Here is a 24,018-nt window from a genome sequence, read left to right on the forward strand (position 1 = left end):
TCCATTGCGCACGGGAACCTGTCTGCTATCTGGGCGCTAGTGTACCAAAGCCAGCGCCTGATCGAGTACCTTTGCACCATTCAACGTGCCGTAAGCCAGCGTATCGATCACCGCAATAGGCAGCTGATAACTGTCGGTGAGCTTTTTGTTTTCCTCCAGCTTGAAGCGCACCTGCGGCCCCAGCAGCACCACCGCCACCTCGTTGCCGTAATTTTGCAACTCTTCGCGCAGGTTTTGCTCCGGGATAGCGTAGATCTGATACTCAAGGCCGCGCGCCGCCGCCTCTTTTTCCATCCGGGTGACCACCATTGAGGTAGACATGCCTGCCGCGCAGGCCAGTACGATTCGTTTCATGTTGGCGTCCTTATTTCACTTCATCATCAATATTTAGCGTCAGCTGCTGGCTATCACGCAGCTGACGAAACCAATGCGCTGACTTTTTCATACGACGCTGACGATGGTTATCCAGGTCGATTTCGATTAATCCGTAGCGATTTTTAAACGCATTCATCGGCGAGACGTTATCGGTGAAGGCCCACAGCATGTAGCCCTGGCAATGGCAGCCCGCCGCCTGCGCGCGCAGCGCCTGATGCAGATGTTCGGCAATAAAATTGATGCGGTAATCGTCCTGAATCACACCCTGCGCATCCTTAAAACGCGCTTCGTTTTCAATGCCCATGCCGCTTTCCGCTACAAACCACGGCAGGTTGCCGTATTCCTGTTTCATGCGTTGCGCCATGTCGTAGATGATGCGCGGCTGAATTTCCCAGCCCCGCGAGGTATTCATTCGTCGGCCTGGCAGGTCAAAATGCTCGTAGTAGTACGCCGGATGAAACGGTGTCTCAGGGTGCCAGGCGTGGGACGGGGCTTTCACCCGATGCGGGTAATAAAGATTCAGCCCTACTTCATCAACGGTGTTGGCTGCGATAATCGCCAGTTCTTCCGCCGTCACCTCCCACCTGATCTGATGCTTTTCCAGCAGTTGCAGCAGTTCGGCGGGATATTCCCCTTTGATTGCCGGATCGAGAAACACCCGGTTATAGAACAGGTCATACATGCTGGCCGCTTTCACATCATGCGCGGCGGTTGAGCGGGGATACGTGACTTCCGGATTAAGGATGGTGCCAACCGTTCCGGCATAGCCCTGCTGACGAAACAGCTGCACCACCTTTGCCGTCGCCAGATTTTTATGATGATTCCACTGCATCCACTTATGGGTGTTCTGCTCATACGGCCAGCGCAGCGCATCCAGATAAACACGCGTCTGCACCACAATCGGCTCGTTGAAAACAAACCAGCGCGTCACTTTTGCGGCGTAACGGGCGAAGACCTGCGCGGCATAGCGGGTGAACAGCTCCACCACATGCTTCGATTGCCAGCCGCCATATTGTTCCAGCAACTGCGCTGGCAACTCGTAATGTTCGAGGCACAGCATCAGCTCAATACCGTTGCGGTGCAGCTCATCAATCAGCTGGTCGTAATACGCCGCGTACTCCTCATCCACCACCGCGTTTTCGTAATCGGTCAGGAAGCGCGACCAGTTAATCGAGGTGCGATAGTGCGTCAGGCCCGCTGCTTTCATCAGCGCCACATCTTCGCGGAATCGGTTAATAAAATCCGTCGCCACCGCCGGGCCGTAGCCGTTGTGCCACACATCACGATCATGGTTATACCAGGCATCCAGATATGAATCCTGCCCCGGTTTTTTGCCGCTCCAGCCTTCGGTTTGCCAGGCCGATGCCGCCGCGCCGAGAATAAAGCCATCCGGCAGCGGGATATGATAGGTACTCATGCTAACTCCTTAATTTTGCGCCAGTTCCGGTTGCAGGTTTTTCGCCTCTGCTGCTTCGGCACGGCGAGCCGCCACTTTGACGAACGGCAGGTAGATCAACACCGACACACCGATGCAGATGATTTGAGTGACCACTGCGCCCATAGAACCGGCGGTGGACAGCCAGGCGTTGATAATCGGCGGCGTGGTCCAGGGCACCATTACCACCGCTTTCCCGGCAAAGCCCATTACCGTAGCGAAGTAGCCAATCGAACCGGTCACCAGCGGGGTGATGATGAAGGGAATAGCAAGGATCGGGTTGAGCATGATCGGCATACCAAAAATCACCGGTTCATTGATGTTAAACAGGCCGGGGCCGAGGGATAACTTGGCAATCTCGCGCATCTCTTTGCGTTTGGTTGCCAGCATCACCGCGGTCAGCAGGCCAATGGTCAGCCCGGAACCGCCAATGCTCATATACACATCCCAGAACGGCATGGTGATGATATTCGGCACCTCTTTGCCCTGCTCGAAGGCGTTCATATTCACCAGAATCGCCCCCAGCAGCAGCGGTTCACGAATCGGTTTCACCATCTGATTGCCATGAATGCCGATCACCCAGAACAGTTGGGCGACAAACATCAGCAGCAGAATGCCCCACAGGCTCTGCACCACCGATTCCAGCGGCTGCTGCACCACTTTGTAGACCGCGTCATACAGATACATGCCGGTCAGCTGGTGGAAGATAAAGCCAAAGGTGGCGACCAGCGTCACGGTGATGATCGACGGGATCAGCGCCGAGAAAGAGGCGGAAACGTTAGGCGGCACGGTGTCAGGCATTTTGATTTTCAGCCGCTCGACATGCTCCAGCCGACAGTAAATCTCCACCGAAAGGATGGCGATAAACATGCCGAGAAACAGGCTTTTGGTATCGGAGAACTGCTTCGCCAGCACATCGGTGACCAAATGCATCTGACCATCGACCAGCATCTGCAAGGTGGTCGGCGTAACGGAGATAAAGCAGATAATCGCCAGCAGGCCGGGAAACAACGTTTTTATGCCGTTGATCCGCCCGAGCTCGATACCAATCAGAAACACCGCGCCAATGTTGAGAAAACTCAGGGTGGCGTAGTTGATGCTGCTGGTAATCGGTTTCAGATCGGCGAGAAACGCCAGCATCGGAAAGCTGGCGAGACCATTTTTCGCATCGAGCACCATATTGGAGATCAACACCGAAAATGCGCCAACGATGATCACCGGCATCAGCGTAATGAAAGAGGCTTTAATCGCCATGATGTAGCGGTAGCTATTGAAACGCGTGGCAAAGCTACCCAGAGAATCGATAAGACGGTCCTGTAGAGACATGGGTCAACCCTCGGTGGTTTGGATGAAGCATTCCTGTGTTGTGCGTCAGCTTCCCTGTTGTGGCATACCAAAATGACGATCATTGCGAGTTATTTCTGTGATCATGTTCGCGGAAACTCTTTTTGGTATTCCGGTAGCATCAAAAACGTGAATTTGGCATACCAATAAGTGAGACGAGTATGGATTTTGAACAAACGATGATGGAACTGCTGATTAATGCGGGAGAAGCACGATCTCAGGCGATGATGGCGATCCAGCAGTCGCGCAAAAAAGACTGGGACGGAGCAGAGGCGGCATTACGCGCATCGGACGAAGCGGCCAAGGCCGCGCATAAGATTCAGACCGCGCTAATTGGGGCCGATGAAGGTTGCGGCAAAGTGCCAGTGACCCTGATTCTGGTGCACGCGCAGGATCATTTGATGACCGCAATGCTGTGCCGCGATCTGGCAGAGGAAATCATATTATTGCGCAAAGAACTGCTCAGGGCGTAGCGGCGCGATTTATCGCGCGGATTTTTCATCCATCGCGCACGAAATTGCGCGATAAATCGCGCCGCTACGGAACATGGTGGGGCTTACAGCTCCAGAGCCAGCAGCTCCTGGATGGTCTGCGCGCGGCGAATCTCGCGCGCGCTGCCGTTTTCAAACAACACTTCCGGGATCAGCGGACGGCTATTGTAGTTGGATGACATCGATGCACCATAAGCGCCGGTATCGTGGAATACCAGATAATCACCGACCTCGGCCGCCGGTAAGTCGCGGGTTTCCACCTTGCCGCCTTCCAGCTGGGTAAAGACATCGCCCGATTCGCACAGCGGACCAGCCACCACGCTCGCCACCGTCTGGCTTTCATCCACCGCGCGGCCATCAGCAGGCAGCAGGGAGATATGGTGATAGCTGCCGTACATCGCCGGACGCATCAGATCACTGAAGCCCGCATCCACCAGTACAAAGTGACGGCTACCCATCTCTTTCACCGCACGGACCTGTGAAACCAGCACGCCGGATTCTGCCACCAGGAAACGGCCCGGTTCGATTTCCAGTTTCACCGCATGCCCCAGGTGCGCCGCGATACGTTCACGCGCGCCGTTCCACAGGCCGTAGTAGTGATCGGTATCGATCGCTTCTTCACCGAAGCGGTAAGGAATCGACAAGCCGCCACCGGCAGAGATCGCTGCCAGATCCTGACCAAACGCCACCACCTGATCGACCATCGCGTCGCACACCTGTTGCAGGTGACCGTAATCCACGCCGGAACCGATATGCATATGCAGACCCACCAGACGCAGACCATGCTGCTGGATCGCCGCCAGCGCCTGCGGCAGATCGCTGTGCCAGATACCGTGCTTGCTGTTCTCGCCGCCGGTGTTGGTTTTCTGGCTGTGGCCATGGCCAAAGCCAGGGTTAATACGCAGCCACACCGCATGGCCCTTTGATACCGCCCCGAGTTGATGCAGCATATCCACTGAACCGGCGTTCACCGGCACTTTCAGCTCGGCAATACGCGCCAGCGTGGGTTGATCGAACACGTCAGCGGTGAACACGATATCTTCGCCACCCGGCTGATAACCGGCAGCCAGCGCACGCTCAATCTCTCCCAGTGAGACGGAATCCACCTTCACGCCCGCCGCGCGCATCAGGCGCAGAATATGAATATTCGAGCAGGCTTTCTGGGCGAAGCGCACCACGTCGAACTGGCTCAGCTGCGCAATGCGCTGCTGGATGACGCTGGCATCATAAGCCCAGAACGGGCCAGCATAGCGCTGCGCCAGTGGCAGCAAATTGGCGGCAGTCAGCGCCGTGACGGTGTTATTCAATGGACGTGGCATAGCAATTCTCCTGTGACGTTAAGGCTATTTAGCCACAGCCCATCCATGCAGAAAAATATCTGTTTTACTGTCGGCTATACAAATATGATATGGATTGCGACGGAGGCTGTATGGCAAAAATTAACTGGCGACATATCGAAATTTTCCACGCGGTGATGACCAGCGGCAACCTGACCCAGGCGGCCACGCTGCTGCATACCTCGCAGCCTACCGTCAGCCGTGAACTGGCGCGGCTGGAACAGCAGCTCGGGCTGCAACTGTTTGAGCGGGTACGTGGCCGCTTACAACCCACGGTGCAGGGGCTGCGCCTGTTCGAAGAGGTGCAGCGCTCGTGGTACGGGCTGGATCGCATCATGGATGCCGCCGAAGGTTTACGTCAGTTCCGCCAGGGCGAACTCTCCATCGCCTGCCTGCCAGTGTTTTCTCAATCGCTGCTGCCGCCGCTGTGTCAGCCATTTTTGCAGCGTTATCCGCAGGTAAGCATGAACATCATTCCGCAGGAGTCACCGCTGCTGGAGGAGTGGCTGTCGGCGCAGCGTTACGATCTGGGGCTGACGGAAACCCAGCATGCCCCGGCAGGCACCGAGCGTGTTGCGCTGCTGACCTGTGATGAAGTTTGTGTGCTGCCGCCCCAGCATCCGCTGTGCCAGCGTGCGGTGCTGACGCCGCAGGATTTCCACGGGCAAAACTACGTCAGCCTGTCGCGCAGTGACAGCTATCGTCAGTTACTGGATACGTTGTTTCATGAGCAAGGGGTGGAACGACGACTGGTGCTGGAGACGCATAGCGCAGCGTCGGTGTGCGCGATGGTGCGCGCCGGGGTGGGGGTTTCGATCGTGAACCCGCTGACGGCGCTGGATTACGCCGACAGCGGTGTGGTGATGCGCCGGTTCAGCATTGCGGTGCCATTTACCATCAGCCTGGTACGCCCGCAACACCGTCCGGCGTCAGCGCTGGTGGATCACTTCTGCGACCATCTGCAACAACAGGTCGCCGCATTCCCCCAGCGCATTGCCGAGCGGCTGGCTTAAGCGCGCACCGCCTCGCCCTGCCCACCTGATTTACGGAAGGTAATCAGGCAGACCACCAGGCCCACCACCGCCAGCGCTGCAGCGGCCACCGGTACCGAGGTCAGGCCGTAGCCTCTGTCGATCACCGCGCCACCGACCCAGGCTCCCAGTGCATTGCCGACGTTAAACGCGGAAATGTTCAGGGTTGAGACCAGGTTTGGCGCGTCTTTACCGTGGCGTACCACGTTGATTTGCAGCCCCGGTACGGTGGCGAAGGTCGCCATCGCCCACAGGAACAGGGTGATCTCTGCCAGCCACAGCGCATGGCTGGTCCAGCTGAACAGCAGCGATAACACCGCAATCAGCGAGAAGCTGAGGATCAGGCTGAAAGAGACTTTCCAGTCAGCCAGTTTGCCGCCAAGGATGTTACCCACCGTCAGGCCCGCACCAATCAGGAACAACGTCCAGCTGACGCCGCGATCGGTGATACCGGTGACCTGCAACAGCAGCGGTGCGATATAGCTGAACAGCGCAAACATTGCCGCAGCAAAAAACACCGTCATCAGCAGCGACAGCCACAGTTTGCCGTTCGCCAGCGCGCTGACTTCGCTCGCCAGATGCACCGGCTTTTCGTCTTTGTTGGTGGGCAGACTGACGATCAACGCGATAAAGGCGAAGATACCGATAATCGCCACCCCCCAGAAGGTAGCGCGCCAGCCAAACATCTGACCAAACCAGGTGCCCAACGGCACACCGAGCACGTTCGCCAGCGTCAGACCAGTGAACATCAAGGCCACTGCCGATGCCTGACGACTCGGGGCGACCAGACTGGCCGCCACCACGGAACCGATGCCGAAAAACGCACCGTGACACAGCGCGGTGACAATGCGTGCCAGCATCAGCAGATTGTAGCTGTAGGCCAGCGCACACAAGACATTGCCGACGATGAAGATACACATCAGCAGCACCAGGGTACGTTTACGCGGCAGTTTTGCTGTCAGCAGCGCCATAATCGGGGCACCGATGGCGACACCCAACGCATAGCCACTGATCAGCCATCCCGCAGAAGGAATCGACACTTGCAGATCACCCGCCACTTCCGGCAGTAATCCCATGATGACAAATTCCGTGGTGCCGATGGCGAACGCACTCAGCGCCAGCGCCAGTAATGCAACAGGCATAACTCACTCTCCCAATAACGATAATTTATGCAGGCAGGCCGTTCCACGAACGCGGAACGGTGATAGCAGACGCTTATTAATTTTTGATCTGCGTCACAACGCGTATTAAAGCATAGCCACTTTCTGCCATACACCCCGCGTGCCGCAAGGTTATTTTGCCGCTACCGCAATAATCGTTCACTGCTCACGCAGAGAGCGGATCTGTACCCCTTCGGTGTTTTCTCATTCCTGAAACAGAACGATTTTTTCACGCTACTCTTGAAGACGGGTTGTGATCACCGTCGCATTTCGACGGGGAAGCAATCCTTAAAGGAAATTTCCGCGTTGCCGATACCCCAATGGATTGCCTGGTAATGTCTCGTCATTCTTCAAAGGGGAGAGCGTATGCGATGGCTCATAGCCGTAACGATTGGCTGTCTGACTGGCTGCTCGGTCGGGCACTACGAGTACAGTAAAGAGGCGCAAAAGCGCGTCGATATGACCTTCACCGGCATTCCTACCGTGCTGGGTGTCGGTGCGCTCGGCTCAGTGATTCCCCTGACTCCCGAGTACAGCCTGACGGCCGCGCATGTGGCGAAATACTCGATGTATCGGGTGAAGGCCTGGCACCCCGAATGCGATCTTGCCGTGGTGTATCACAAAAACAGCGAGTCCGATCTCCCGCCGCATTTTCGTAATGGGCGGATTGGCGACAACATCAATCTCTATGGCTACAGCTTTATCAGCGCGATGCCGGTGGCCTCCACCGGTCAGAACCTGATCAATACCACGCTGGCGAATGACTGGAACAAACCCAGCTGCGTGGTGGTGGCCGCCAATGCGGGCGTGGTGAAGGGCATGTCCGGTGGTGCGGTGTATAACGCCAGCGACAACACCTTAGCCGGGGTGATCGTCGGCTACAGCAGCCGGATTAACGATAACCACAGCGGTAAAACGTTGTACAAGGATGTGGCGCTGTATATTCCTTATGCGCGCTTCCAGAAGTGGCTGGATGGGGTGATGAAATCGTAAACATTCTGTAGCGGCGCGATTTATCGCGCGGTATTTTCCGGCACGACGCACAATATTGCGCGATAAATCGCGCCGCTACAATTCAGTGCACGCGTCTTATCTGTTATGCCGGAACCCACGGCCCCTGTAATGTCACCTGCGGAAACCCGTCGGTGAGAATACGCAGCTCAGCATCGCGCGGGGTGTTATCGCCCTGCCCCTGGATGCTGACGATATCCTGCGGACAGGCCGAGAACGCCACAAAGCAATCCATCTCGGCACGCAGCACGATGTAATCACCCGGTTTGGTTACCACCGGCAGCGTCTTCAGGGTGATGCCATCTGCCTGAACCTGGATGTTCATAAAAATATTGAACGACGCGAGGTTGCCATGTGGCAGTTGCACGCCCAGCTCTGCCAGCCCTTCATGCAGGTTATCGTGGCAATTACGGTGCGGTTCGGTGCAGCCCAGCAGTTCATAGCGACGTGCATCACAGGCCGCCATAAAAGTATCGTGCACCCCAGGCGAGGTATCCGCCACCAGCGTCAGAATCGGGTGGCGCTGGCTGGTAATAAAACTATCACCCACCTTTGGATTGAGGCGCTGGTTCCAGACGCGTGTCGCCTCCATACACATATATTCACTAACGTCATCCGCGTTGTAGGCCCAGCAATCCACCACCTGGGTACCGTGCAGGTTAATCACCTGCACCGCTTCGCCCTTATTAAGACGCACCGCTTTACCGTAGCGCGCCGGAATGGTCATGGTTGCACGATGCTGATATTCAGCCGACATGTTGTTCTCCAGATTAATGCTGCATGCCGCGACGATAGCGCGTCATGCGGGATTCAAGACAGCGCGCCAGCCAGTCGATCAGGCTGTTCAGCAGCCAGTAGCAGAGCGCTACTGTCAGGTAGATCTCCAGCGGCGCGTACGTATCAGAAATTGCCTGTTTGGCGGCGTACATAAACTCCTGCACCGAAACCACCGACAGCAGCGCAGAGTCTTTAATCAAACCAATGGTTAACCCGACCAGCGGTGACAGCATTTGCGGCAGCGTCTGCGGCAACACCACATCGCGCAGTTGCTCGCTGCGGCTCAGCCCCAGCACCCGACACGCCTCCCACTGCCCCTTCGGCAGCGCGGCAATCGCCGCACGGATCACCTGAGCAATATAAGGTGCGTAATAGAGCGTCAGCGCCAGCACGCCGACCACCGGCGAAGACAGGGTAATGTCGTACTCCGGCAACACAAAATAGAGCAGATAAATCACCACCAGCAACGGCAGTGCCAGGGTTAACCCACTGTAAATATTGAGCAATCGCTGCCAGAACGGTGAGGCTCGCATCAGCATGGTTGCCATCAACGCCCCCCACAGCAGCGAACACAGCGCCGCCACCGCACACAATTGCAGGGTTGCCACCAGGCCATCCCCTAACGATGGCAGCGAGGTAATAATTGCCTGCCAATCCACTATGCCAGTCTCCGTTTTGCTTCCAGACGTCGTGCCGCACCGATTAACGGCAGCGCAATCAGCAGATAACCGGCCGCCACCAGCAGCAGCACCTGAGTGGCGTCATAGGTGCGGGCGATAACAATCTGACCGGCGTAGGTCAGTTCTGTCAGCGCCACCACTGAGGCCAGCGGGGTGGTTTTCAGCAAAATGGTGAACTCATTCACCAGCATCGGCAGGCTGGCACGCATTACCTGAGGATTGATGACATACCACCAGGTGAGCGCGCGGCTTAACCCCAGCGTCCGGGCGGCTTCCAGTTGCCCGCGCGTCACCAGACTACGGTTGACGCGCAGAATTTCCGCCACGTAAGCCCCACTGTTCAGACCAATCGCCACCACCGCAGCAAGCATCGGCTGACCACCCAGCCCCAGGCGCGGCAAGGTGAAAAACACCACAAACAGCTGAACAATGGCCGGGGTGCCACGCATCAGGCTAACGTAGAGACGGCCAATGGCGCGCCAGATCCAGGCCCGGCGCAGTTGCAGGAAGCAGCCGAGCTGCCCCATCACTACGCTCACCAATGATGCCAGCACCGTCAGTACCAGCGTCATCAGCAGACCGTGCCCCAGCTCCGGCAGCGCGGCCACTACCTGTTGATCCAGCCCCATCGCTTACTCCGCGTTAAAGTCTGTCAGGTTCTCCGCCACCGCCAGTCGCAACGGCGCGGGCTTGTCGTTGCCCTCAATGCCGGTGTTGCAGGCAGAGACGATAAAGCGCGTATCCATCACCACACGACAGGTAATACTGTCGCCAGCCTGAGTCAGGTTGGTTTCTGGCAGGATGTCGCCGTCACGCGTCAGTTTGACGTGCATAAACAGATTGATCGGATCCGGCAGCTTCGGCACTGTCATACCCAGACGCGCCAGTTCGCGGCTTACCCCTTCAATGCAACCCTCGCCGCCGTAGCCACGCTGGGCCAGAAACGAGGTAGTGGAACCTGGCAGCAGCAGGTCATGGCGTTTGACGCTGTCTTTACCCAGCACCATCATCGGACGGCGACGGTTGTTGACCAGGCGCATACCGGAGCCGAGCAGATAACTGTTGCTGAAGACACGAGTATGGTGCACCGACAGCCATACCGCCGGATCCTGCAAACTAAAACCAAACAGCGAGGCTACCGCCCCCTCCCCCAGCGCGGTGATACGCAGCAGCTGACCACGCAGCACGCGAATCGATGCCACGCTCCCCGCTGCCACCTCAACCGGTGCCGCCAGGGTGCGCTCCGCACTTTCTTCATAACTCTCACGCATCAGCAACATGCGGCATCTCCCCGGTGTGGTAGTGATCGCTGACGCGAATATCGATAGGTGTCACCTGCAAGCCGTTACCCGGAATGATGTCCTGTGGGCAGGACGATACCGAACAAATCAGGTCGCACAGCGCTTCAAAGGTGATGCTGTCGCCCGCCTTGCTGTGGGGATCGGTGACTTCCATCCGCCCATCGGCGGTAACCGGGCCGTTCTGGAACAGATTGAACGGTTCCGGCAGGGTGAAGTACGTCACGCCAAAGGCTTTCATCCCTTCCAGCAGGTTATCAACGCAGTTGCGATGTCCCTCAACGCCGAAATCAACACTGAAACGCGTGCGATCACAGGCGGGGACGTTCGCGTCGTGAATACCAATGGTATCCGCGACAATGCGCAGCAGCGGGCGGTTGTCACTCGACCACAGCGCATCGCCGGGTTTAAAGAACAGCGAACGCAGATGCTGGCGGGTATGCACCGGCGACAGCTTTTCGTTCAGGTCGTCGGCATTGACCGCAACAAAATCCGCGGCCTGCTGCCCTTCACTATCAATGACGGTAATAAACTGGCCTTTGCGCACACGGAAGGTTTTACCAAAGCCCGCCGGAACCGTCAGGGTTGACTGACACATACTTACTCCTGGGGAATGAAATCGCTGGCCGGCACGGTAAAAGTGGTGCCGAGGTACTGCTGTTGCAGTTTGGTCAGCTCGCCATCTTTCTGCATCGCCAGGATATGGTCGCTCAGGGCTTTGTTCAGGCTGCCGTCTTCTTTACGTGTTGCCCAGCCCATCCACTGTGACGGACCGACCTCGCCCACCTGCGCCACTTTGCTCGGATACTTCTTCACCACCGGTGCCAGCACCGAGATATCGTCGTAAACGAAATCGGCGCGTTTGGTCATCAGGGTGCTGACAGTTTGATCAAGGGAATCGACGCTGATGATGGTGATCGGTTTTTTACCGGCTTTTTTCAGCTGCTCGTTAAACCCTTTCAGCAACTGCTCCGGTACGCTGGCGGTTTTCACCGCACCGCGCAGACCAGACAGGCTTTCCGGGCTGAGGGTTTTGCCACTAAAGGTTTTGGCTTCATCTTCGCGCACCAGTACACCGTTAACGGTTTTGCTGTAGGGCACGGTGAACAGCACTTTCTTCGCGCGCTCGGCGGTGACGTTCAGGGAGGAACCTTCAGCGTTAAACGAGCCGGAAATCAGGCCCGGTAAAATGCCGCTGAACGCGGTTTTCTGAAACTCAAGTTTCACACCGAGGTCTTTGGCGAAAGACTGCATGATCGCCACGCTATAGCCGGTGATCGCACCACTGTCGTCGGTGTATTCATACGGAGGAAATGTCGGGTCGATACCGACGGTGATTTTGCCGCTGCTTTTGATGTCGGCCAGCGTGTCGGCTTGCGCCTGCGCCAGCGTACCAACAGACAAAAGTGCGGCAATCAGCATTGCTGTTTTTTTCATTATGGTGTTTCCCTGGTGTTGGTGAAATGTCTTTTTCTACTGAGCATATTTTGTGCCAGATTTTTCACACACCGATCGCACCAGAGGGAGGAGTGACCACTTTTCCCTGTACAATCATTGAGAAACAATTGTTTCTTTATTTTTATTTTAAGTTTCTATGGTTTCATTACTAATGAAACAGCAGGGAACCGGGCAACACCGGATGCACCATTTAAGGGCAAAAACTGGCGCAAAATGCGCCAGCATGGGGCGTTATTCGAGCTCGTCGAGGGATTGGTGCAGCGCTTCAACCTGCGCGAGGTAATCATTGCTGGCTTTGCCCATCTGGCGTGCCACCAGTGAACACAGCAGATTGCAGATGCCGGACAGTGCGGCGGTGCTGTCGAAAATCAGGCTGCTGTCGGTGTGGCAGCGTACCACCCATTGGGCGTGGCGTGCCGGTTTACCGGACAACACATCGGCCAGATATAACATCGGCACCTGCCGCTCCGCCAGCACATTCATCGCTGCGTCGAGCACCGGCATACGGCGGCGCAGGCCGACACAGATCGCCACATCCTGCTCTCCCAGCGAGGCGAGATGTTCCGCCAGCGAATCGCCCGGACGTGGCAGCAAACGCACATCGGGATGGACATGAATCAGGTCCCGATAAATCAGCTGCGCGATAGTCTGGCTATGACGCCAGCCCATCACCACCACGCGCCGCGCGCGGGCGATAGCAGCAACCGCCTCCTGCAACTGGGCGCTTTCCAGCGTACGGTAGCTGTTGACCAGATTGGCGATCTCTTTTTCCAGATGCTGCTGCATGATGCTGTCGAGCGGTGAGGCGCTGGGAACAACCTGCAAATAAAGCGGTGATCCGCTGCTTTGCATATCACGCGCCTGACGGCGTGCCGCTTCGTAGCTTTCATAACCGAGATGACGGAAGAAACGGGTAGTGGTGGCTTTGGAGACCCCGGCGCTGTGCGCCAGTTCTGTCGCCGTGTTCATGGCGAGCTGACCGGGTGCGGCCAGCAATACATCAGCCAGCCGCTGTTCGTGGCTGGAGAGTTGATCCCAGTGCTGACGAATCCGGCCTTCTAACGATGCCGCTTTTGCACTCATGGTGATTCCCTGCAAATAAAAAAACCATCCTGCACAGAGCGTGCCGGGTTGTCATCAGGATTTTTATGGCAAAAAAAAGGTCGCCCTGAAGGCGACCATTTTTTGGTATGGCAATGCGATTATTTGCCTGACGGGCGCAGAGCCGGGAACAGGATCACGTCGCGGATGGTGTGGCTGTTGGTAAACAACATCACCATACGGTCGATACCGATACCCAGGCCCGCAGTCGGCGGCAGGCCGTGTTCCAGCGCAGTAACGTAATCTTCGTCGTAGAACATCGCTTCGTCATCGCCTGCATCTTTGGCATTCACCTGTTGCAGGAAACGCTCCGCCTGGTCTTCTGCATCATTCAGCTCGGAGAAACCGTTACCGATTTCACGGCCGCCGATGAAGAATTCAAAGCGGTCAGTGATTTCCGGGTTCTCGTCATTACGACGCGCCAGCGGTGACACTTCAGCCGGATATTCGGTGATGAAGGTCGGCTGGATCAGATGTGCTTCGGCGGTTTCTTCGAAGATCTCGGTCACAACACGGCCCAGACCCCAGCTTTTCTCCACTTTGATGTGCAGAGAGTGAGCAATCGCCACGGCTTTGTCGAAGTTATCCAGATCGGCCAGATCGGTTTCCGGACGGTATTTTTTGATCGCTTCACGCATGGTGAGTTTTTCGAACGGCTTACCGAAATCGAAGCTGTGTTCACCGTACGGCACTTCCGTGGTGCCGAGCACGTCCTGCGCCAGGGTGCGGAACAGGCTTTCGGTCAGCTCGATCAGATCTTTGTAATCCGCATACGCCATGTAGAGTTCCATCATGGTGAACTCTGGGTTATGACGTGGCGAAATCCCTTCGTTACGGAAGTTACGGTTGATCTCGAATACGCGGTCAAAACCACCGACCACCAGACGTTTCAGATACAGTTCCGGCGCAATACGCAGGTACATATCGATGTCCAGCGCATTGTGATGGGTAATAAACGGACGCGCCGAAGCACCACCCGGAATCACCTGCATCATTGGGGTTTCCACTTCCATAAAGTCGCGACCGACCATGAACTGGCGGATACCGGCCATGATTTTAGAGCGAACCTGGAAGGTGTGGCGTGATTCGTCGTTGGCGATCAGGTCGAGGTAACGCTGACGATAACGGGTTTCCTGATCGGCCAGGCCGTGGAATTTGTCCGGCAGCGGACGCAGCGCTTTGGTCAGCAGACGCAGCTCAGAGCAATGGATCGACAGTTCACCCGTTTTGGTTTTGAACAGCTTACCGCGTGCACCGAGGATATCGCCGAGATCCCACTTCTTGAACTGTTCGTTGTAGATGCCTTCTGCCAGGTCATCACGCGCCACATACAGCTGGATGCGGCCACCGACGTCCTGCAGGGTGACAAACGAGGCTTTGCCCATAATACGGCGAGTCATCATACGACCGGCCACGCTCACCTCAATGCCGAGATCTTCCAACTCTTCGTTGCTTTTCTCATCATAGCTGGCGTGCAGCTTATCGGAGGTGGTGTCACGGCGGAAATCGTTAGGAAACGCCACGCCGGTTTCACGCAGCGCGCTGAGTTTTTCGCGACGCGTTTTCAGTTCGTTATTAAACTCAAGTGCGGCGTCAGCGCTCTGCGGTTGTTGTTCAGACATGTCGGTTCCTTATAGCCCTGCTTTTAAACTTGCTTCAATAAAACGATCGAGGTCACCGTCCAGCACCGCCTGGGTGTTACGGGTTTCGACGCCAGTACGCAGATCTTTGATGCGTGAATCGTCCAGCACGTACGAACGGATCTGGCTGCCCCAGCCGATGTCAGATTTGTTATCTTCTGCCGCCTGTTTCTCAGCATTTTTCTTCTGCATCTCAAGCTCGTACAGCTTCGCTTTCATCTGCTTCATCGCCTGATCTTTGTTCTTATGCTGCGAACGATCGTTCTGGCATTGCGTCACGGTACCGGTCGGAATATGGGTAATACGTACCGCGGATTCCGTACGGTTAACGTGCTGACCACCCGCGCCCGAAGCACGGTAAACGTCAATACGCAGATCTGCCGGGTTGATTTCGATATCAATATCGTCATCCACTTCCGGGTAGATAAAGGCCGAGCTGAAGGAGGTGTGACGACGGCCGCCGGAGTCAAACGGACTCTTACGTACCAGGCGATGAACGCCAGTTTCCGTACGCAGCCAGCCGAAAGCATAGTCGCCAGAGACGCGAATGGTGGCAGATTTCAGACCGGCCACTTCACCCTCTGACTCTTCAATAATTTCGGTTTTGAAGCCTTTGGCTTCAGCCCAGCGCAGATACATACGCATCAGCATGCTGGCCCAGTCCTGCGCTTCGGTGCCACCGGAACCGGCCTGCAAATCGATATAGCAATCGGCGCTGTCATATTCGCCGGAGAACATACGACGGAATTCCAGTTCACCCAGCTTGACTTCAAGTCCATCCAGCTCGGCAACGGCTTCGTTAAAGGTCTCTTCGTCGTCGGCTTCAACCGCCAGATCCAGCAGACCCTGCACGTCCTCCAGACCCTGATGCATCTGGTCCAGGGTATCGACGATGGCTTCTAACGACGAACGCTCTTTACCCAGCGCCTGTGCGCGCTCAGGTTCGTTCCAGACGTCAGGTTGTTCCAGCTCGGCGTTTACTTCTTCGAGGCGTTCTTTCTTGGCATCGTAGTCAAAGATACCCCCTAAGAACGTCGCTGCGCTCGGTGAGGTCCTGAATACGGTTTTTGACCGGGTTGATTTCAAACATGGCTTTTCAGTCTTTTTTGACGATTCGGTGAGAGGATAAAATACTAACGCGCTAGTTTAACCGAAAGCGCGTTTATTTTGTATCCCCGTCATACTTCGTGTCGCAGGCGCGTTGGCTGCAACCCGAATTATGACGGGGAATGGTAGCCTGCTTATGCCAGCGGCCACAGATGGTCGATAATCAGCTGTACCGAGCGGTTGCCGCGATACTCGTTGATGTCCAGCTTGTAGGCCAGTTCGACCTGGCGCACGCTACTGTCCGGCCACAAGGTAGTATCGACGTTAAACGCAATACCATCCAGCAACGGGCCGCCGCCGACCGGCTCCACCATCACTTTCAGATGACGTTCGCCCACCAGTTTTTGTTGCAGCACTTTAAAGCGCCCGTCAAATACCGGCTCGGGGAACGCCTGGCCCCAGGGACCCGCTTCGCGCAGTAACTCAGCGGTTTGCAGCGAAAACTCCTGCGCACGCAACTCGCCATCAGACCAGATCACCCCCTGCAACGCTTCGCCTGCCAGCCATTCATCGATTAGCGCAGCAAAACGCTGGCGAAACTCATCAAAACGCGCTTCCTCCAGCGACAAACCCGCCGCCATCGCATGGCCGCCGAACTTGATCATCAGGCCGGGGAATAACGTATCGAGGCGTTCCAGCGCATCGCGCAGATGCAGACCGGCAATCGAACGACCAGAGCCTTTCAGCGTGCCATCCCCTGCCGGAGCAAACGCAATCACCGGACGGTGAAAACGCTCCTTCAGGCGGGAGGCGAGAATGCCCACCACCCCCTGATGCCATTCGGGATGGAAAAACGCCAGCCCCAGCGGTAAATCGGTATTCTGCCGCTCCAGCGCATCACACAGCGCCAGCGCTTCGCTTTTCATGCCCTGTTCAATCTCTTTACGGGTCTGATTGAGTGCATCCAGCTCGTTCGCCAGCATACGTGCTTCGGTGATGTCCTCGGTCAGCAGCAACGCCACCCCAACCGACATATCATCCAGTCGCCCGGCAGCGTTGAGGCGCGGGCCGATGGCGAAACCAAGGTCGCTGGCGACCAGCTGACGCGCATCACGATTGGCGATTTCCAGCAAGGCACGAATACCCACGCGGCATTTCCCGGCGCGAATGCGACTCAGGCCCTGCCATACCAGGATACGGTTATTGGCATCGAGTGGCACCACGTCCGCCACGGTGCCGAGCGCCACCAAATCAAGCCATTCCGCCAGATTGGGTTCGCTGCGCCCATCGCTAAACCAGTTTTGCGTACGCAAATGGGCACGTAACGCCAGCATCAGGTAAAAAGCGACGCCGACCCCGGCCAGCGCCCGCGAGGGGAAATCGCTGTCGCTCAGATTGGGGTTAACAATGGCTTCGGCAGCAGGCAGCGTTTCGCCAGGCAGATGGTGGTCCGTGACCAGCACCGGGATACCGTGCTGATGCGCAGTATCAACGCCTGCATGGGACGAGATACCGTTATCCACCGTGAGGATCATTTCGGCACCGCGTGCGCGTGCCTGTTCCACCACTTCCGGGCTCAGGCCGTAACCATCTTCGAACCGGTTTGGCACCAGATAATCGATATTGCCACCGAGGCTACGCAGCGCCAGCACCGTCAGCGCCGTACTGGTCGCTCCATCGGCATCAAAATCGCCGACCACCACAATGCGGCGACCGTCGCGCAGCATCTGATGCAGCAAGGTCACAGCGGCTTCAATGCCGCCTAACGTTTGCCAGGGCAGCAGATGTTTCGCGCCGCGCTCCAGTTCTGCGGCATCGCGTACACCACGTTGCAGGTAGAGCCGACGCAGCAGCGGCGGCAAATCGGCAGGTAAAGCATCGTCGGCATGGATTGCACGCCGACGCAGTTCAACAGAATGGATCACTGTGGATTAACCGCCACTTTTCTGGCCATCGAGCACCTGCTTCAGCTCCTGCGGTCCCTGATAGCCAGGGATCATCATGCCGCTGTCGGTAAGAATGGCGGGAGTCCCCTGGATACCAAACAGAATGCCAAGTTTGTAGTGCTGATCGAGGTCGATTTTGCAGGTGGCTGGCGCATCCATCTGGGGCGCGTTGCCTTTCATCGCTTCATCAAAGGCTTTGTTACGATCGGCGCTACACCAGATCGCTTTCATCGCTTTTTCCACCTGACCATGCAGACCTTCACGCGGGAACGCCAGATAGCGCACGGTGATGCCCAGCGCGTTATAGTCCGCCATCTGCTCATGCAGCTTACGGCAGTAACCGCAGGTAATATCGGTGAACACAGTGATAACGTGTTGTTCTTTCGGCGCTTTGTACACGATCATTTGCGGTTCCAGCGCGGCAACTTTTTTCTCCAGCAGCTGGTTAGTGACGTTGACCGGCTGAGCACCGCTGACATCGTACAGCGGCCCCTGAATCATGTGTTTGCCATCTTCGGTGACGTACAGCACACCGCTTTCCGTCAGCACGGTTTTGATGCCAGGCAACGGTGACGGCTGAATTTCCGTCTGTTGCAGGCCGAGTTTTTTCAGCGCCTGCTGGATGGCGTTGTCATCGGCATGGACCAGCCCGGAAAAAGTGCTGACCAGCAGAGCCAGCATCGTTAACTGTTTTTTCATCTCATTTCCTTGTTGCCGCGTGTCAGGCTCGCGGATGATGCTGTTGATGTAACTGTCGCAGACGCTCAGTGGCGACATGCGTATAAATTTGGGTGGTTGAGAGGTCGCTATGCCCCAGCAACATCTGTACGACGCGCAAATCGGCCCCGTGGTTCAGTAAATGTGTGGCAAACGCGTGACGCAGCACATGCGGCGACAATTTTTCACTGTCGATCCCGGCCAGGATGGCGTAATGCTTGATGCGATGCCAGAACGTCTGGCGCGTCATCTGTTGCGCTCGGTTACTGGGAAACATCACATCCAGAGTCTGCCCGTTAAGCAACCACGGACGACCATGCTCCATATAATGCTCCAGCCAGTAAATCGCTTCTTCACCCAATGGCACAAGGCGCTCTTTGTTGCCTTTACCGATCACCCGCACCACGCCCTGACGCAGACTGATATCGCTCAGGGTTAAACCCACCAGCTCGGATACGCGCAAGCCAGTGGCGTAGAGCAACTCCAGCATCGCTTTGTCGCGCAGTTCGAGCGGGATCTCGATCGACGGTGCCTGCAACAGGCTTTCCACCTGCTTTTCGCTAAGATCCTTCGGCAGGCGCTGCGGCAGCTTCGGGGCAGAAAGCAATGCGCTGGGATCGTCACTGCGCAGCTTTTCACGATACAGATATTGAAATAACCGACGGATGGCGCTCAGGGTACGCGCAGAACTGGTGGCTTTATAGCCGCCTTCCACGCGTTCTGCCAGAAACTGCTGCAAATCGAGCGCCTCCAGCGTCAGCAGGGTGCGCTCATGATGGTGCAGCCAGCCGGTGAGGGTTTGCAGATCCTGCCGATACGATGCGAGGGTATTCTGTGCCAGATTGCGCTCAATCCACAGCGTATCCAGAAACTGTTCGATCAGATCACTGTCTTCCACTCTCTCCCTCCAGCTCGTGTGAAATCGTGCTCATTATGCCTGAAAAGCGCCGGCTTCTGGTACAATTGCGCCAAAGTCAGTTTCAGCCAGAGCATTAATTGCATGAATATCGGCCTGTTTTACGGTTCAAGTACCTGCTACACCGAAATGACTGCGGAGAAGATCCGCGACTTTATTGGTGGAGAATTAGTCACCCTGCATAATCTGAAAGATGACGATCCCACGCTGATGGAGCAGTACGATTTGCTGATCCTCGGTATTCCCACCTGGGATTTTGGTGAATTGCAGGAAGACTGGGAAGCGATTTGGCCACAAATCCCGGCACTGAATCTGCGCGGGAAAATTGTCGCGCTCTATGGCATGGGCGACATGATTGGCTACAGCGAATGGTTTCTTGATGCGCTGGGTATGCTGCATGAGCTGCTGCAACCGATGGGCGTGCAGTTTGTCGGCTACTGGCCGCTGGATGGCTATGAATTTACCAGCCCGAAACCCCTCACCGCCGACGGCAAACAATTTGTCGGCCTGGCGCTCGACGATGTTAACCAGTTCGAACTGAGTGATGAACGTATCGAACAGTGGTGTGAACAGGTTCTGACGGAAACTGCTGAACTGCTTTAAGGCATCATCCGCAGGCAACGGCAGGGTTGCTATGAGATGCGCGATAAACCGCGCCGCTACGGCTCCGGGCTGGTATGCATAAAGCAGTGGGCTCGCAACGTACGCCAGTAACCAGATGGCATGTTGTCATACATCAGCCACAGCCGCCTGCACTGCCCCTGTTGATTACGCAGCACCAGCAACACGCCAATCGGCAACCAGCCCGGCGCACGCGCATTGCGCCAGTTGCTGTTATCCCACTCCCAGTGACCTTGTTGATCCAGTGCCAGCCGTCCACGGCGTTGCTGAAGCAACCTGTGGTTGCGCCAGCCTTCTGCCAGCAGTAATAACAGCAGCAGAACTTTGCCCCAGCGCCACATCTCCGGCCAGGGCAAAGCCACAACCAGCACACAACAGCAACCGAGCATCAGCGCCAGCAACGCACGCGCGCTGCGCGACGGATGCAGATTACATTGCCACCGGACCGCGTTCACGATTGCGCTGCTGAATCAGTTTCACCATGCGTTTGAACTCGGGGTCAGCAGGCTCACCGTGGTTCATCATCCAGTTAAACAAATCAGGGTCGTCACTTTTCAGCAAGGCAATAAACACCTGCTTGTCGGCGTCGGTCAGAGAATCATATTCATATTTGAAAAACGGCATGATGGCGATGTCCAGTTCCAGCATGCCACGACGGCATGCCCACTGGACGCGGGATTTGTCATGAATATCCATGTGTCTTTTTCCACAGCGGCAAACAATGGCGCTCAGTGTACCTGCTTTTTTTCAAGGCTGCAGGCGTGGCTTAGGTTGCTGTGCATCAACGCGCAAAACCCTTTTACACAATGCAGGGTTATCACGCGATTTGTGCGTCGGATTCCGCAAACAGGTTGCAATGCCGCGCGGCTCTTTTAACATGGAATCATTATCTACGGATGAACCCAATAATCAGGAATAGCCCATGCCTATTTATACCCTTCCGCCACGCCAGCCTGCGGCATCTTCTCGTCTGCCATTAACCCTGATGTCTCTTGATGAGTGGGCATTGGTTTCGGTGCAAGGCAAAGACAGCACCTCCTATCTGCAAGGCCAGCTGACGCTGGACATGGCGGCTCTGGATACGACCCAGCATCGCCCGGCGGCGCATTGTGATGCCAAAGGGAAAATGTGGACCAGCCTGCGCCTGTTCCATCGCGGCGAAGGTTATGGCTACCTGGTTCGTCGCAATCTGCGTGACACCCAGCTGGCTGAGCTGAAAAAGTATGCGGTGTTCGCTAAAGTCACCATCGCTGCCGATGACGATGCCGTGCTGCTGGGCGTCGCCGGTTTCCAGGCGCGCACCGCGCTGGCAGGTCAGTTCCCGCTTCTGCCCGATGCGGCCACGCCAGTGGTACAACAGGACGACACCACCCTGCTGTGGTTTGAACAGCCAGCGGAGCGCTTTCTGCTGGTCACCACCCTGGCACAGGCTGAAGCCCTGAAAGATAAGCTGAAAGGTGATGCGCAGCTCAATGACAGCACCCAGTGGCTGGCACTGGATATTGAAGCGGGTATTCCGGTGATCGATAGCGCCACCAGCGCGCAGCTGATTCCACAGGCCACTAACCTGCAGGCGCTCGACGCTATCAGCTTTAAAAAAGGTTGTTACACCGGGCAGGAAATGGTGGCGCGTGCCAAATTCCGTGGTGCCAATAAACGCGCCCTGTACTGGCTGGCGGGTAATGCCAGCCATCTGCCACAGGTCGATGGTTCACTGGAATTGCAGATGGGTGATAAGTGGCGTCGTACCGGCACCGTTCTTACAGCGGTTCAGCTGGATGACGGTGAAATATGGGTGCAGGTGGTGATGAATAACGACCTTGAGCCGGATAGCGTACTGCGGGTGGAAGGTGACGAAGGCGGTAAACTGACGATCCAGCCGCTGCCTTATTCCCTGGAGGATTGACACATCTGTAGCGGCGCGATTTATCGCGCCGCTACGCATTGTTTCACATCACATAGAAGTAAATCGCGCAGAAGTGGCAAATGCTGCCGCCCAGCACAAAGGCGTGCCAGATGGCGTGATTGTAGGGAATACGCCGCGCGACATAAAAAATCACGCCAAGCGAATAGACAATTCCCCCCGCCGCCAGCAGCCAGACACCACCCGCTGACAATTTAGTCGTCAGCTGATAAATCACCACCAGCGATAACCATCCCATGCTGAGATACGTCACCAGTGACAACACTTTGAAGCGGTGAGCGATGGTCAGTTTAAAGATAATACCCGCCAGCGCCAGGCTCCAGATGACAATCATTAACCCTTTGGCAAGGGACGATTTCAATCCTACCAATAGGAATGGCGTATAAGTCCCGGCGATCAGCAGATAGATGGCGCAGTGGTCGAATTTTTTCAGCCAGTATTTGGCTTTCTGATGGGGAATCGCGTGGTAGAGCGTGGAAGCCAGGAACAGCAAAATCATGCTGCCGCCATACAGGCTGTAGCTGGTAATGGCCGTTGCATCGGCTTGCATTTCAACGGCTTGTGTCAATAACAATACCAGACCCACAATGCCAAACAGGCAGCCTAAACCGTGGCTGATGCTGTTAGCGATCTCTTCTGCCAGCGAATAGCCCTGAGTGATAAGACGGTTCTGTACCATGCGAATGTGTCCCGAAAAACGAAGAAACTGACTGTGCTTTTTCTGTGCATCAGAGTAGCCCGGAATAATTTCAGTGTACACATGTACGCTAAAATTAAACTGTGTATCGGTGTTTCAACCTGAGTGATCAGACAATGGGAAAATGTCAGGAAGATGACAGGAACGCGATGATGAAAAAACGCACGATAATGTAGCGACGCAATTTATGCCACGGCGGCCAAAGGCGCGCGATAAATCGCGCCGCTACGGATCGGAGAATGTTTGGGCGCTGGTTAACGCCCACCCGCTGCATCAATGATGGTGCCGGTGATGTAGGACGCAGCATCGCTTGCCAGCCAGACAATCGCGGCGGCGATTTCCTGCGGCTGACCCCCGCGCCCCATCGGGATCCCACTCGCGACCCGATCAACCCGGCCAGGTTCTCCACCGTCGGCATGCATTTCGGTGTAGATCGGTCCCGGACGCACGCCATTCACGCGAATTCCCTGCAAAGCGACTTCCAGCGACAGGCCTTTGGTCAGGGTATCCATCGCGCCTTTGGACGCGGCGTAATCCACATATTCGTTTGGCGAACCGAGTCTGGCTGCGGCAGATGACACGTTGATGATGGATCCTCCGTTGCCGCCGTGATGCGTCCCCATGCGTTTAACCGCTTCGCGGCAGCAAAGAAAAGTGCCGGTCACATTGGTGGCAAACACGCGCTGGATACGTTCCACAGCCAGATCCTCTACCCGGCACTGCTGAAACAGGATACCGGCGTTGTTCACCAGCACTTTCAGCTCAGCATCATGACCATCGAGTTGCTCGAACATCTTCAGCACCTGCGCTTCGTCAGCGATATCGGCCTGAACCGCAAACGCGCGGCCGCCCTGTGATGCGATCTCCGCAACCACCTGCTGCGCTTCTGCTTCACGCTGGCGATAATTCACCGCCACACAGTAGCCTGCTTTTGCCAGTAATAACGCGGTAGCACGACCAATCCCGCGACTCGCTCCGGTGACCAATGCCAGTGCCATATTGCCTCCATAAA

Annotated in this window: 26 protein-coding genes; 5 read left to right on the forward strand and 21 right to left on the reverse strand. The window is 56.3% G+C overall.

Annotation, left to right across the window (positions count from 1 at the left end; translation table 11 throughout):
- Window positions 1-36: 36 nt before the first annotated feature.
- From AC6I8X_RS15955 to AC6I8X_RS15965, 3 genes are read right to left on the reverse strand one after another with little or no spacing between them, the layout of a single operon-like run.
- Window positions 37-354, reverse strand: a complete 318-nt coding sequence (locus AC6I8X_RS15955) for a PTS sugar transporter subunit IIB (RefSeq protein ID WP_313685351.1) — start codon at window positions 352-354, stop codon at window positions 37-39.
- A gap of 10 nt (window positions 355-364) precedes the next feature.
- Window positions 365-1,792 carry a glycoside hydrolase family 1 protein gene (locus AC6I8X_RS15960; protein WP_497840098.1) on the reverse strand — a complete coding sequence of 476 codons (1,428 nt, stop codon included), beginning with the start codon at window positions 1,790-1,792 and terminating at the stop codon, window positions 365-367.
- Between the two features lie 9 nt (window positions 1,793-1,801).
- A complete protein-coding gene (locus tag AC6I8X_RS15965) occupies window positions 1,802-3,136 on the reverse strand; it encodes a PTS sugar transporter subunit IIC (RefSeq protein ID WP_299460125.1) in 1,335 nt (444 codons plus the stop codon).
- 179 nt (window positions 3,137-3,315) lie between these two features.
- Between AC6I8X_RS15965 and AC6I8X_RS15970 the strand changes: the two genes are divergently transcribed.
- Complete coding sequence (locus AC6I8X_RS15970; RefSeq protein ID WP_416411793.1) at window positions 3,316-3,627, forward strand: PTS lactose/cellobiose transporter subunit IIA; 312 nt, start codon at window positions 3,316-3,318, stop codon at window positions 3,625-3,627.
- An 83-nt stretch (window positions 3,628-3,710) separates the two neighbouring features.
- Here the strand turns inward: AC6I8X_RS15970 and lysA are convergent, their stop codons facing one another.
- Complete coding sequence (gene lysA, locus AC6I8X_RS15975; RefSeq protein WP_497840099.1) at window positions 3,711-4,964, reverse strand: diaminopimelate decarboxylase; 1,254 nt, start codon at window positions 4,962-4,964, stop codon at window positions 3,711-3,713.
- A 110-nt stretch (window positions 4,965-5,074) separates the two neighbouring features.
- Here lysA and AC6I8X_RS15980 point away from each other — a divergent pair, with 110 nt between their 5' ends.
- Entirely contained in the window at window positions 5,075-5,995 is a 921-nt protein-coding gene (locus AC6I8X_RS15980) for a LysR family transcriptional regulator (RefSeq protein ID WP_084876537.1), read from the forward strand.
- Here AC6I8X_RS15980 and AC6I8X_RS15985 read toward each other — a convergent pair.
- Window positions 5,992-7,155, reverse strand: a complete 1,164-nt coding sequence (locus tag AC6I8X_RS15985) for an MFS transporter (protein ID WP_084876538.1) — start codon at window positions 7,153-7,155, stop codon at window positions 5,992-5,994. The genes AC6I8X_RS15980 and AC6I8X_RS15985 overlap by 4 nt on opposite strands.
- Window positions 7,156-7,539: 384 nt before the next feature.
- Between AC6I8X_RS15985 and AC6I8X_RS15990 the strand changes: the two genes are divergently transcribed.
- Window positions 7,540-8,166, forward strand: a complete 627-nt coding sequence (locus AC6I8X_RS15990; protein ID WP_313685341.1) for a serine protease — start codon at window positions 7,540-7,542, stop codon at window positions 8,164-8,166.
- 103 nt (window positions 8,167-8,269) lie between these two features.
- Here the strand turns inward: AC6I8X_RS15990 and AC6I8X_RS15995 are convergent, their stop codons facing one another.
- The 12 genes from AC6I8X_RS15995 to xerD all read right to left on the reverse strand — a co-directional run bounded on the left by AC6I8X_RS15995 (window position 8,270) and on the right by xerD (window position 19,746).
- Window positions 8,270-8,941, reverse strand: coding sequence for a DUF1989 domain-containing protein (locus AC6I8X_RS15995; RefSeq protein ID WP_084876540.1), 672 nt, complete (start codon window positions 8,939-8,941; stop codon window positions 8,270-8,272).
- A 13-nt stretch (window positions 8,942-8,954) separates the two neighbouring features.
- Window positions 8,955-9,620, reverse strand: a complete 666-nt coding sequence (locus tag AC6I8X_RS16000; protein WP_299460105.1) for an amino acid ABC transporter permease — start codon at window positions 9,618-9,620, stop codon at window positions 8,955-8,957.
- A complete protein-coding gene (locus AC6I8X_RS16005; protein WP_416411791.1) occupies window positions 9,620-10,270 on the reverse strand; it encodes an amino acid ABC transporter permease in 651 nt (216 codons plus the stop codon). Before AC6I8X_RS16005 ends, AC6I8X_RS16000 begins: the two co-directional genes overlap by 1 nt.
- A 3-nt stretch (window positions 10,271-10,273) precedes the next feature.
- The gene (locus AC6I8X_RS16010) at window positions 10,274-10,921 is read right to left on the reverse strand and encodes an urea carboxylase-associated family protein (protein ID WP_313689425.1); all 648 of its coding nucleotides are present in this window, start codon (window positions 10,919-10,921) and stop codon (window positions 10,274-10,276) included.
- Window positions 10,905-11,537 (reverse strand): DUF1989 domain-containing protein, encoded by a 633-nt coding sequence (locus AC6I8X_RS16015; RefSeq protein WP_313689426.1) that lies wholly within the window; start codon window positions 11,535-11,537, stop codon window positions 10,905-10,907. The genes AC6I8X_RS16010 and AC6I8X_RS16015 overlap by 17 nt, the downstream gene beginning before the upstream one ends.
- A 2-nt stretch (window positions 11,538-11,539) precedes the next feature.
- Complete coding sequence (locus tag AC6I8X_RS16020) at window positions 11,540-12,376, reverse strand: transporter substrate-binding domain-containing protein (RefSeq protein ID WP_084876545.1); 837 nt, start codon at window positions 12,374-12,376, stop codon at window positions 11,540-11,542.
- Window positions 12,377-12,628: 252 nt separating this feature from the next.
- A complete protein-coding gene (locus AC6I8X_RS16025) occupies window positions 12,629-13,480 on the reverse strand; it encodes a MurR/RpiR family transcriptional regulator (RefSeq protein ID WP_313689428.1) in 852 nt (283 codons plus the stop codon).
- Between the two features lie 119 nt (window positions 13,481-13,599).
- On the reverse strand, window positions 13,600-15,120 hold the full coding sequence (gene lysS / locus AC6I8X_RS16030; protein ID WP_497840100.1) for a lysine--tRNA ligase: 1,521 nt from the start codon (window positions 15,118-15,120) through the stop codon (window positions 13,600-13,602).
- A 9-nt stretch (window positions 15,121-15,129) separates the two neighbouring features.
- A protein-coding gene (gene prfB / locus AC6I8X_RS16035) for a peptide chain release factor 2 (protein ID WP_299460086.1) occupies window positions 15,130-16,228 on the reverse strand; the annotation gives its coding sequence in 2 pieces (ribosomal slippage) (window positions 15,130-16,152 and window positions 16,154-16,228; 1,098 coding nt in all).
- Window positions 16,229-16,379: 151 nt separating this feature from the next.
- The gene (gene recJ / locus AC6I8X_RS16040; RefSeq protein ID WP_497840101.1) at window positions 16,380-18,110 is read right to left on the reverse strand and encodes a single-stranded-DNA-specific exonuclease RecJ; all 1,731 of its coding nucleotides are present in this window, start codon (window positions 18,108-18,110) and stop codon (window positions 16,380-16,382) included.
- Window positions 18,111-18,116: 6 nt separating this feature from the next.
- The gene (gene dsbC / locus AC6I8X_RS16045) at window positions 18,117-18,830 is read right to left on the reverse strand and encodes a bifunctional protein-disulfide isomerase/oxidoreductase DsbC (RefSeq protein WP_310617475.1); all 714 of its coding nucleotides are present in this window, start codon (window positions 18,828-18,830) and stop codon (window positions 18,117-18,119) included.
- Between the two features lie 22 nt (window positions 18,831-18,852).
- Window positions 18,853-19,746 carry a site-specific tyrosine recombinase XerD gene (gene xerD / locus AC6I8X_RS16050; RefSeq protein WP_084876550.1) on the reverse strand — a complete coding sequence of 298 codons (894 nt, stop codon included), beginning with the start codon at window positions 19,744-19,746 and terminating at the stop codon, window positions 18,853-18,855.
- Between the two features lie 102 nt (window positions 19,747-19,848).
- Here xerD and fldB point away from each other — a divergent pair, with 102 nt between their 5' ends.
- A complete protein-coding gene (gene fldB, locus AC6I8X_RS16055) occupies window positions 19,849-20,367 on the forward strand; it encodes a flavodoxin FldB (RefSeq protein ID WP_313687613.1) in 519 nt (172 codons plus the stop codon).
- Between the two features lie 56 nt (window positions 20,368-20,423).
- On the opposite strand, the gene AC6I8X_RS16060 is transcribed toward fldB, so the two are convergent.
- Window positions 20,424-20,840 (reverse strand): protein YgfX, encoded by a 417-nt coding sequence (locus tag AC6I8X_RS16060; protein WP_497840102.1) that lies wholly within the window; start codon window positions 20,838-20,840, stop codon window positions 20,424-20,426.
- Window positions 20,815-21,081, reverse strand: coding sequence for an FAD assembly factor SdhE (gene sdhE, locus AC6I8X_RS16065; protein ID WP_084876553.1), 267 nt, complete (start codon window positions 21,079-21,081; stop codon window positions 20,815-20,817). Before sdhE ends, AC6I8X_RS16060 begins: the two co-directional genes overlap by 26 nt.
- A 226-nt stretch (window positions 21,082-21,307) precedes the next feature.
- Here sdhE and ygfZ point away from each other — a divergent pair, with 226 nt between their 5' ends.
- On the forward strand, window positions 21,308-22,291 hold the full coding sequence (ygfZ, locus tag AC6I8X_RS16070; protein ID WP_497840103.1) for a tRNA-modifying protein YgfZ: 984 nt from the start codon (window positions 21,308-21,310) through the stop codon (window positions 22,289-22,291).
- Between the two features lie 43 nt (window positions 22,292-22,334).
- Here ygfZ and trhA read toward each other — a convergent pair whose 3' ends face one another.
- Window positions 22,335-22,988, reverse strand: coding sequence for a PAQR family membrane homeostasis protein TrhA (trhA, locus tag AC6I8X_RS16075; RefSeq protein WP_497840104.1), 654 nt, complete (start codon window positions 22,986-22,988; stop codon window positions 22,335-22,337).
- A gap of 272 nt (window positions 22,989-23,260) precedes the next feature.
- Window positions 23,261-24,004: an SDR family oxidoreductase gene (locus AC6I8X_RS16080; protein ID WP_497840105.1), complete on the reverse strand. Its 744-nt coding sequence runs from the start codon at window positions 24,002-24,004 to the stop codon at window positions 23,261-23,263.
- Between the last annotated feature and the right edge of the window lie 14 nt (window positions 24,005-24,018).

The organism is Pantoea sp. X-Soil-TKNS-1280, assembly GCF_059730475.1.

Excerpts from the sequence above, each read along its gene's own strand:
- AC6I8X_RS16010 (WP_313689425.1), bottom strand. The coding sequence starts at position 10,921 with ATGTTGCTGATGCGTGAGAGTTATGAAGAAAGTGCGGAGCGCACCCTG.
- AC6I8X_RS15985 (WP_084876538.1), bottom strand. The coding sequence starts at position 7,155 with ATGCCTGTTGCATTACTGGCGCTGGCGCTGAGTGCGTTCGCCATCGGC.
- lysA (WP_497840099.1), bottom strand. The coding sequence starts at position 4,964 with ATGCCACGTCCATTGAATAACACCGTCACGGCGCTGACTGCCGCCAAT.
- AC6I8X_RS15955 (WP_313685351.1), bottom strand. The coding sequence starts at position 354 with ATGAAACGAATCGTACTGGCCTGCGCGGCAGGCATGTCTACCTCAATG.
- trhA (WP_497840104.1), bottom strand. The coding sequence starts at position 22,988 with ATGGTACAGAACCGTCTTATCACTCAGGGCTATTCGCTGGCAGAAGAG.
- lysS (WP_497840100.1), bottom strand. The coding sequence starts at position 15,120 with ATGTCTGAACAACAACCGCAGAGCGCTGACGCCGCACTTGAGTTTAAT.
- AC6I8X_RS15960 (WP_497840098.1), bottom strand. The coding sequence starts at position 1,792 with ATGAGTACCTATCATATCCCGCTGCCGGATGGCTTTATTCTCGGCGCG.
- AC6I8X_RS15990 (WP_313685341.1), top strand. The coding sequence starts at position 7,540 with ATGCGATGGCTCATAGCCGTAACGATTGGCTGTCTGACTGGCTGCTCG.
- ygfZ (WP_497840103.1), top strand. The coding sequence starts at position 21,308 with ATGCCTATTTATACCCTTCCGCCACGCCAGCCTGCGGCATCTTCTCGT.
- AC6I8X_RS15995 (WP_084876540.1), bottom strand. The coding sequence starts at position 8,941 with ATGTCGGCTGAATATCAGCATCGTGCAACCATGACCATTCCGGCGCGC.
- fldB (WP_313687613.1), top strand. The coding sequence starts at position 19,849 with ATGAATATCGGCCTGTTTTACGGTTCAAGTACCTGCTACACCGAAATG.
- AC6I8X_RS16005 (WP_416411791.1), bottom strand. The coding sequence starts at position 10,270 with ATGGGGCTGGATCAACAGGTAGTGGCCGCGCTGCCGGAGCTGGGGCAC.
- sdhE (WP_084876553.1), bottom strand. The coding sequence starts at position 21,081 with ATGGATATTCATGACAAATCCCGCGTCCAGTGGGCATGCCGTCGTGGC.
- AC6I8X_RS16020 (WP_084876545.1), bottom strand. The coding sequence starts at position 12,376 with ATGAAAAAAACAGCAATGCTGATTGCCGCACTTTTGTCTGTTGGTACG.
- dsbC (WP_310617475.1), bottom strand. The coding sequence starts at position 18,830 with ATGAAAAAACAGTTAACGATGCTGGCTCTGCTGGTCAGCACTTTTTCC.
- AC6I8X_RS16080 (WP_497840105.1), bottom strand. The coding sequence starts at position 24,004 with ATGGCACTGGCATTGGTCACCGGAGCGAGTCGCGGGATTGGTCGTGCT.
- AC6I8X_RS15980 (WP_084876537.1), top strand. The coding sequence starts at position 5,075 with ATGGCAAAAATTAACTGGCGACATATCGAAATTTTCCACGCGGTGATG.
- AC6I8X_RS15965 (WP_299460125.1), bottom strand. The coding sequence starts at position 3,136 with ATGTCTCTACAGGACCGTCTTATCGATTCTCTGGGTAGCTTTGCCACG.
- AC6I8X_RS16025 (WP_313689428.1), bottom strand. The coding sequence starts at position 13,480 with ATGAGTGCAAAAGCGGCATCGTTAGAAGGCCGGATTCGTCAGCACTGG.
- AC6I8X_RS15970 (WP_416411793.1), top strand. The coding sequence starts at position 3,316 with ATGGATTTTGAACAAACGATGATGGAACTGCTGATTAATGCGGGAGAA.
- AC6I8X_RS16015 (WP_313689426.1), bottom strand. The coding sequence starts at position 11,537 with ATGTGTCAGTCAACCCTGACGGTTCCGGCGGGCTTTGGTAAAACCTTC.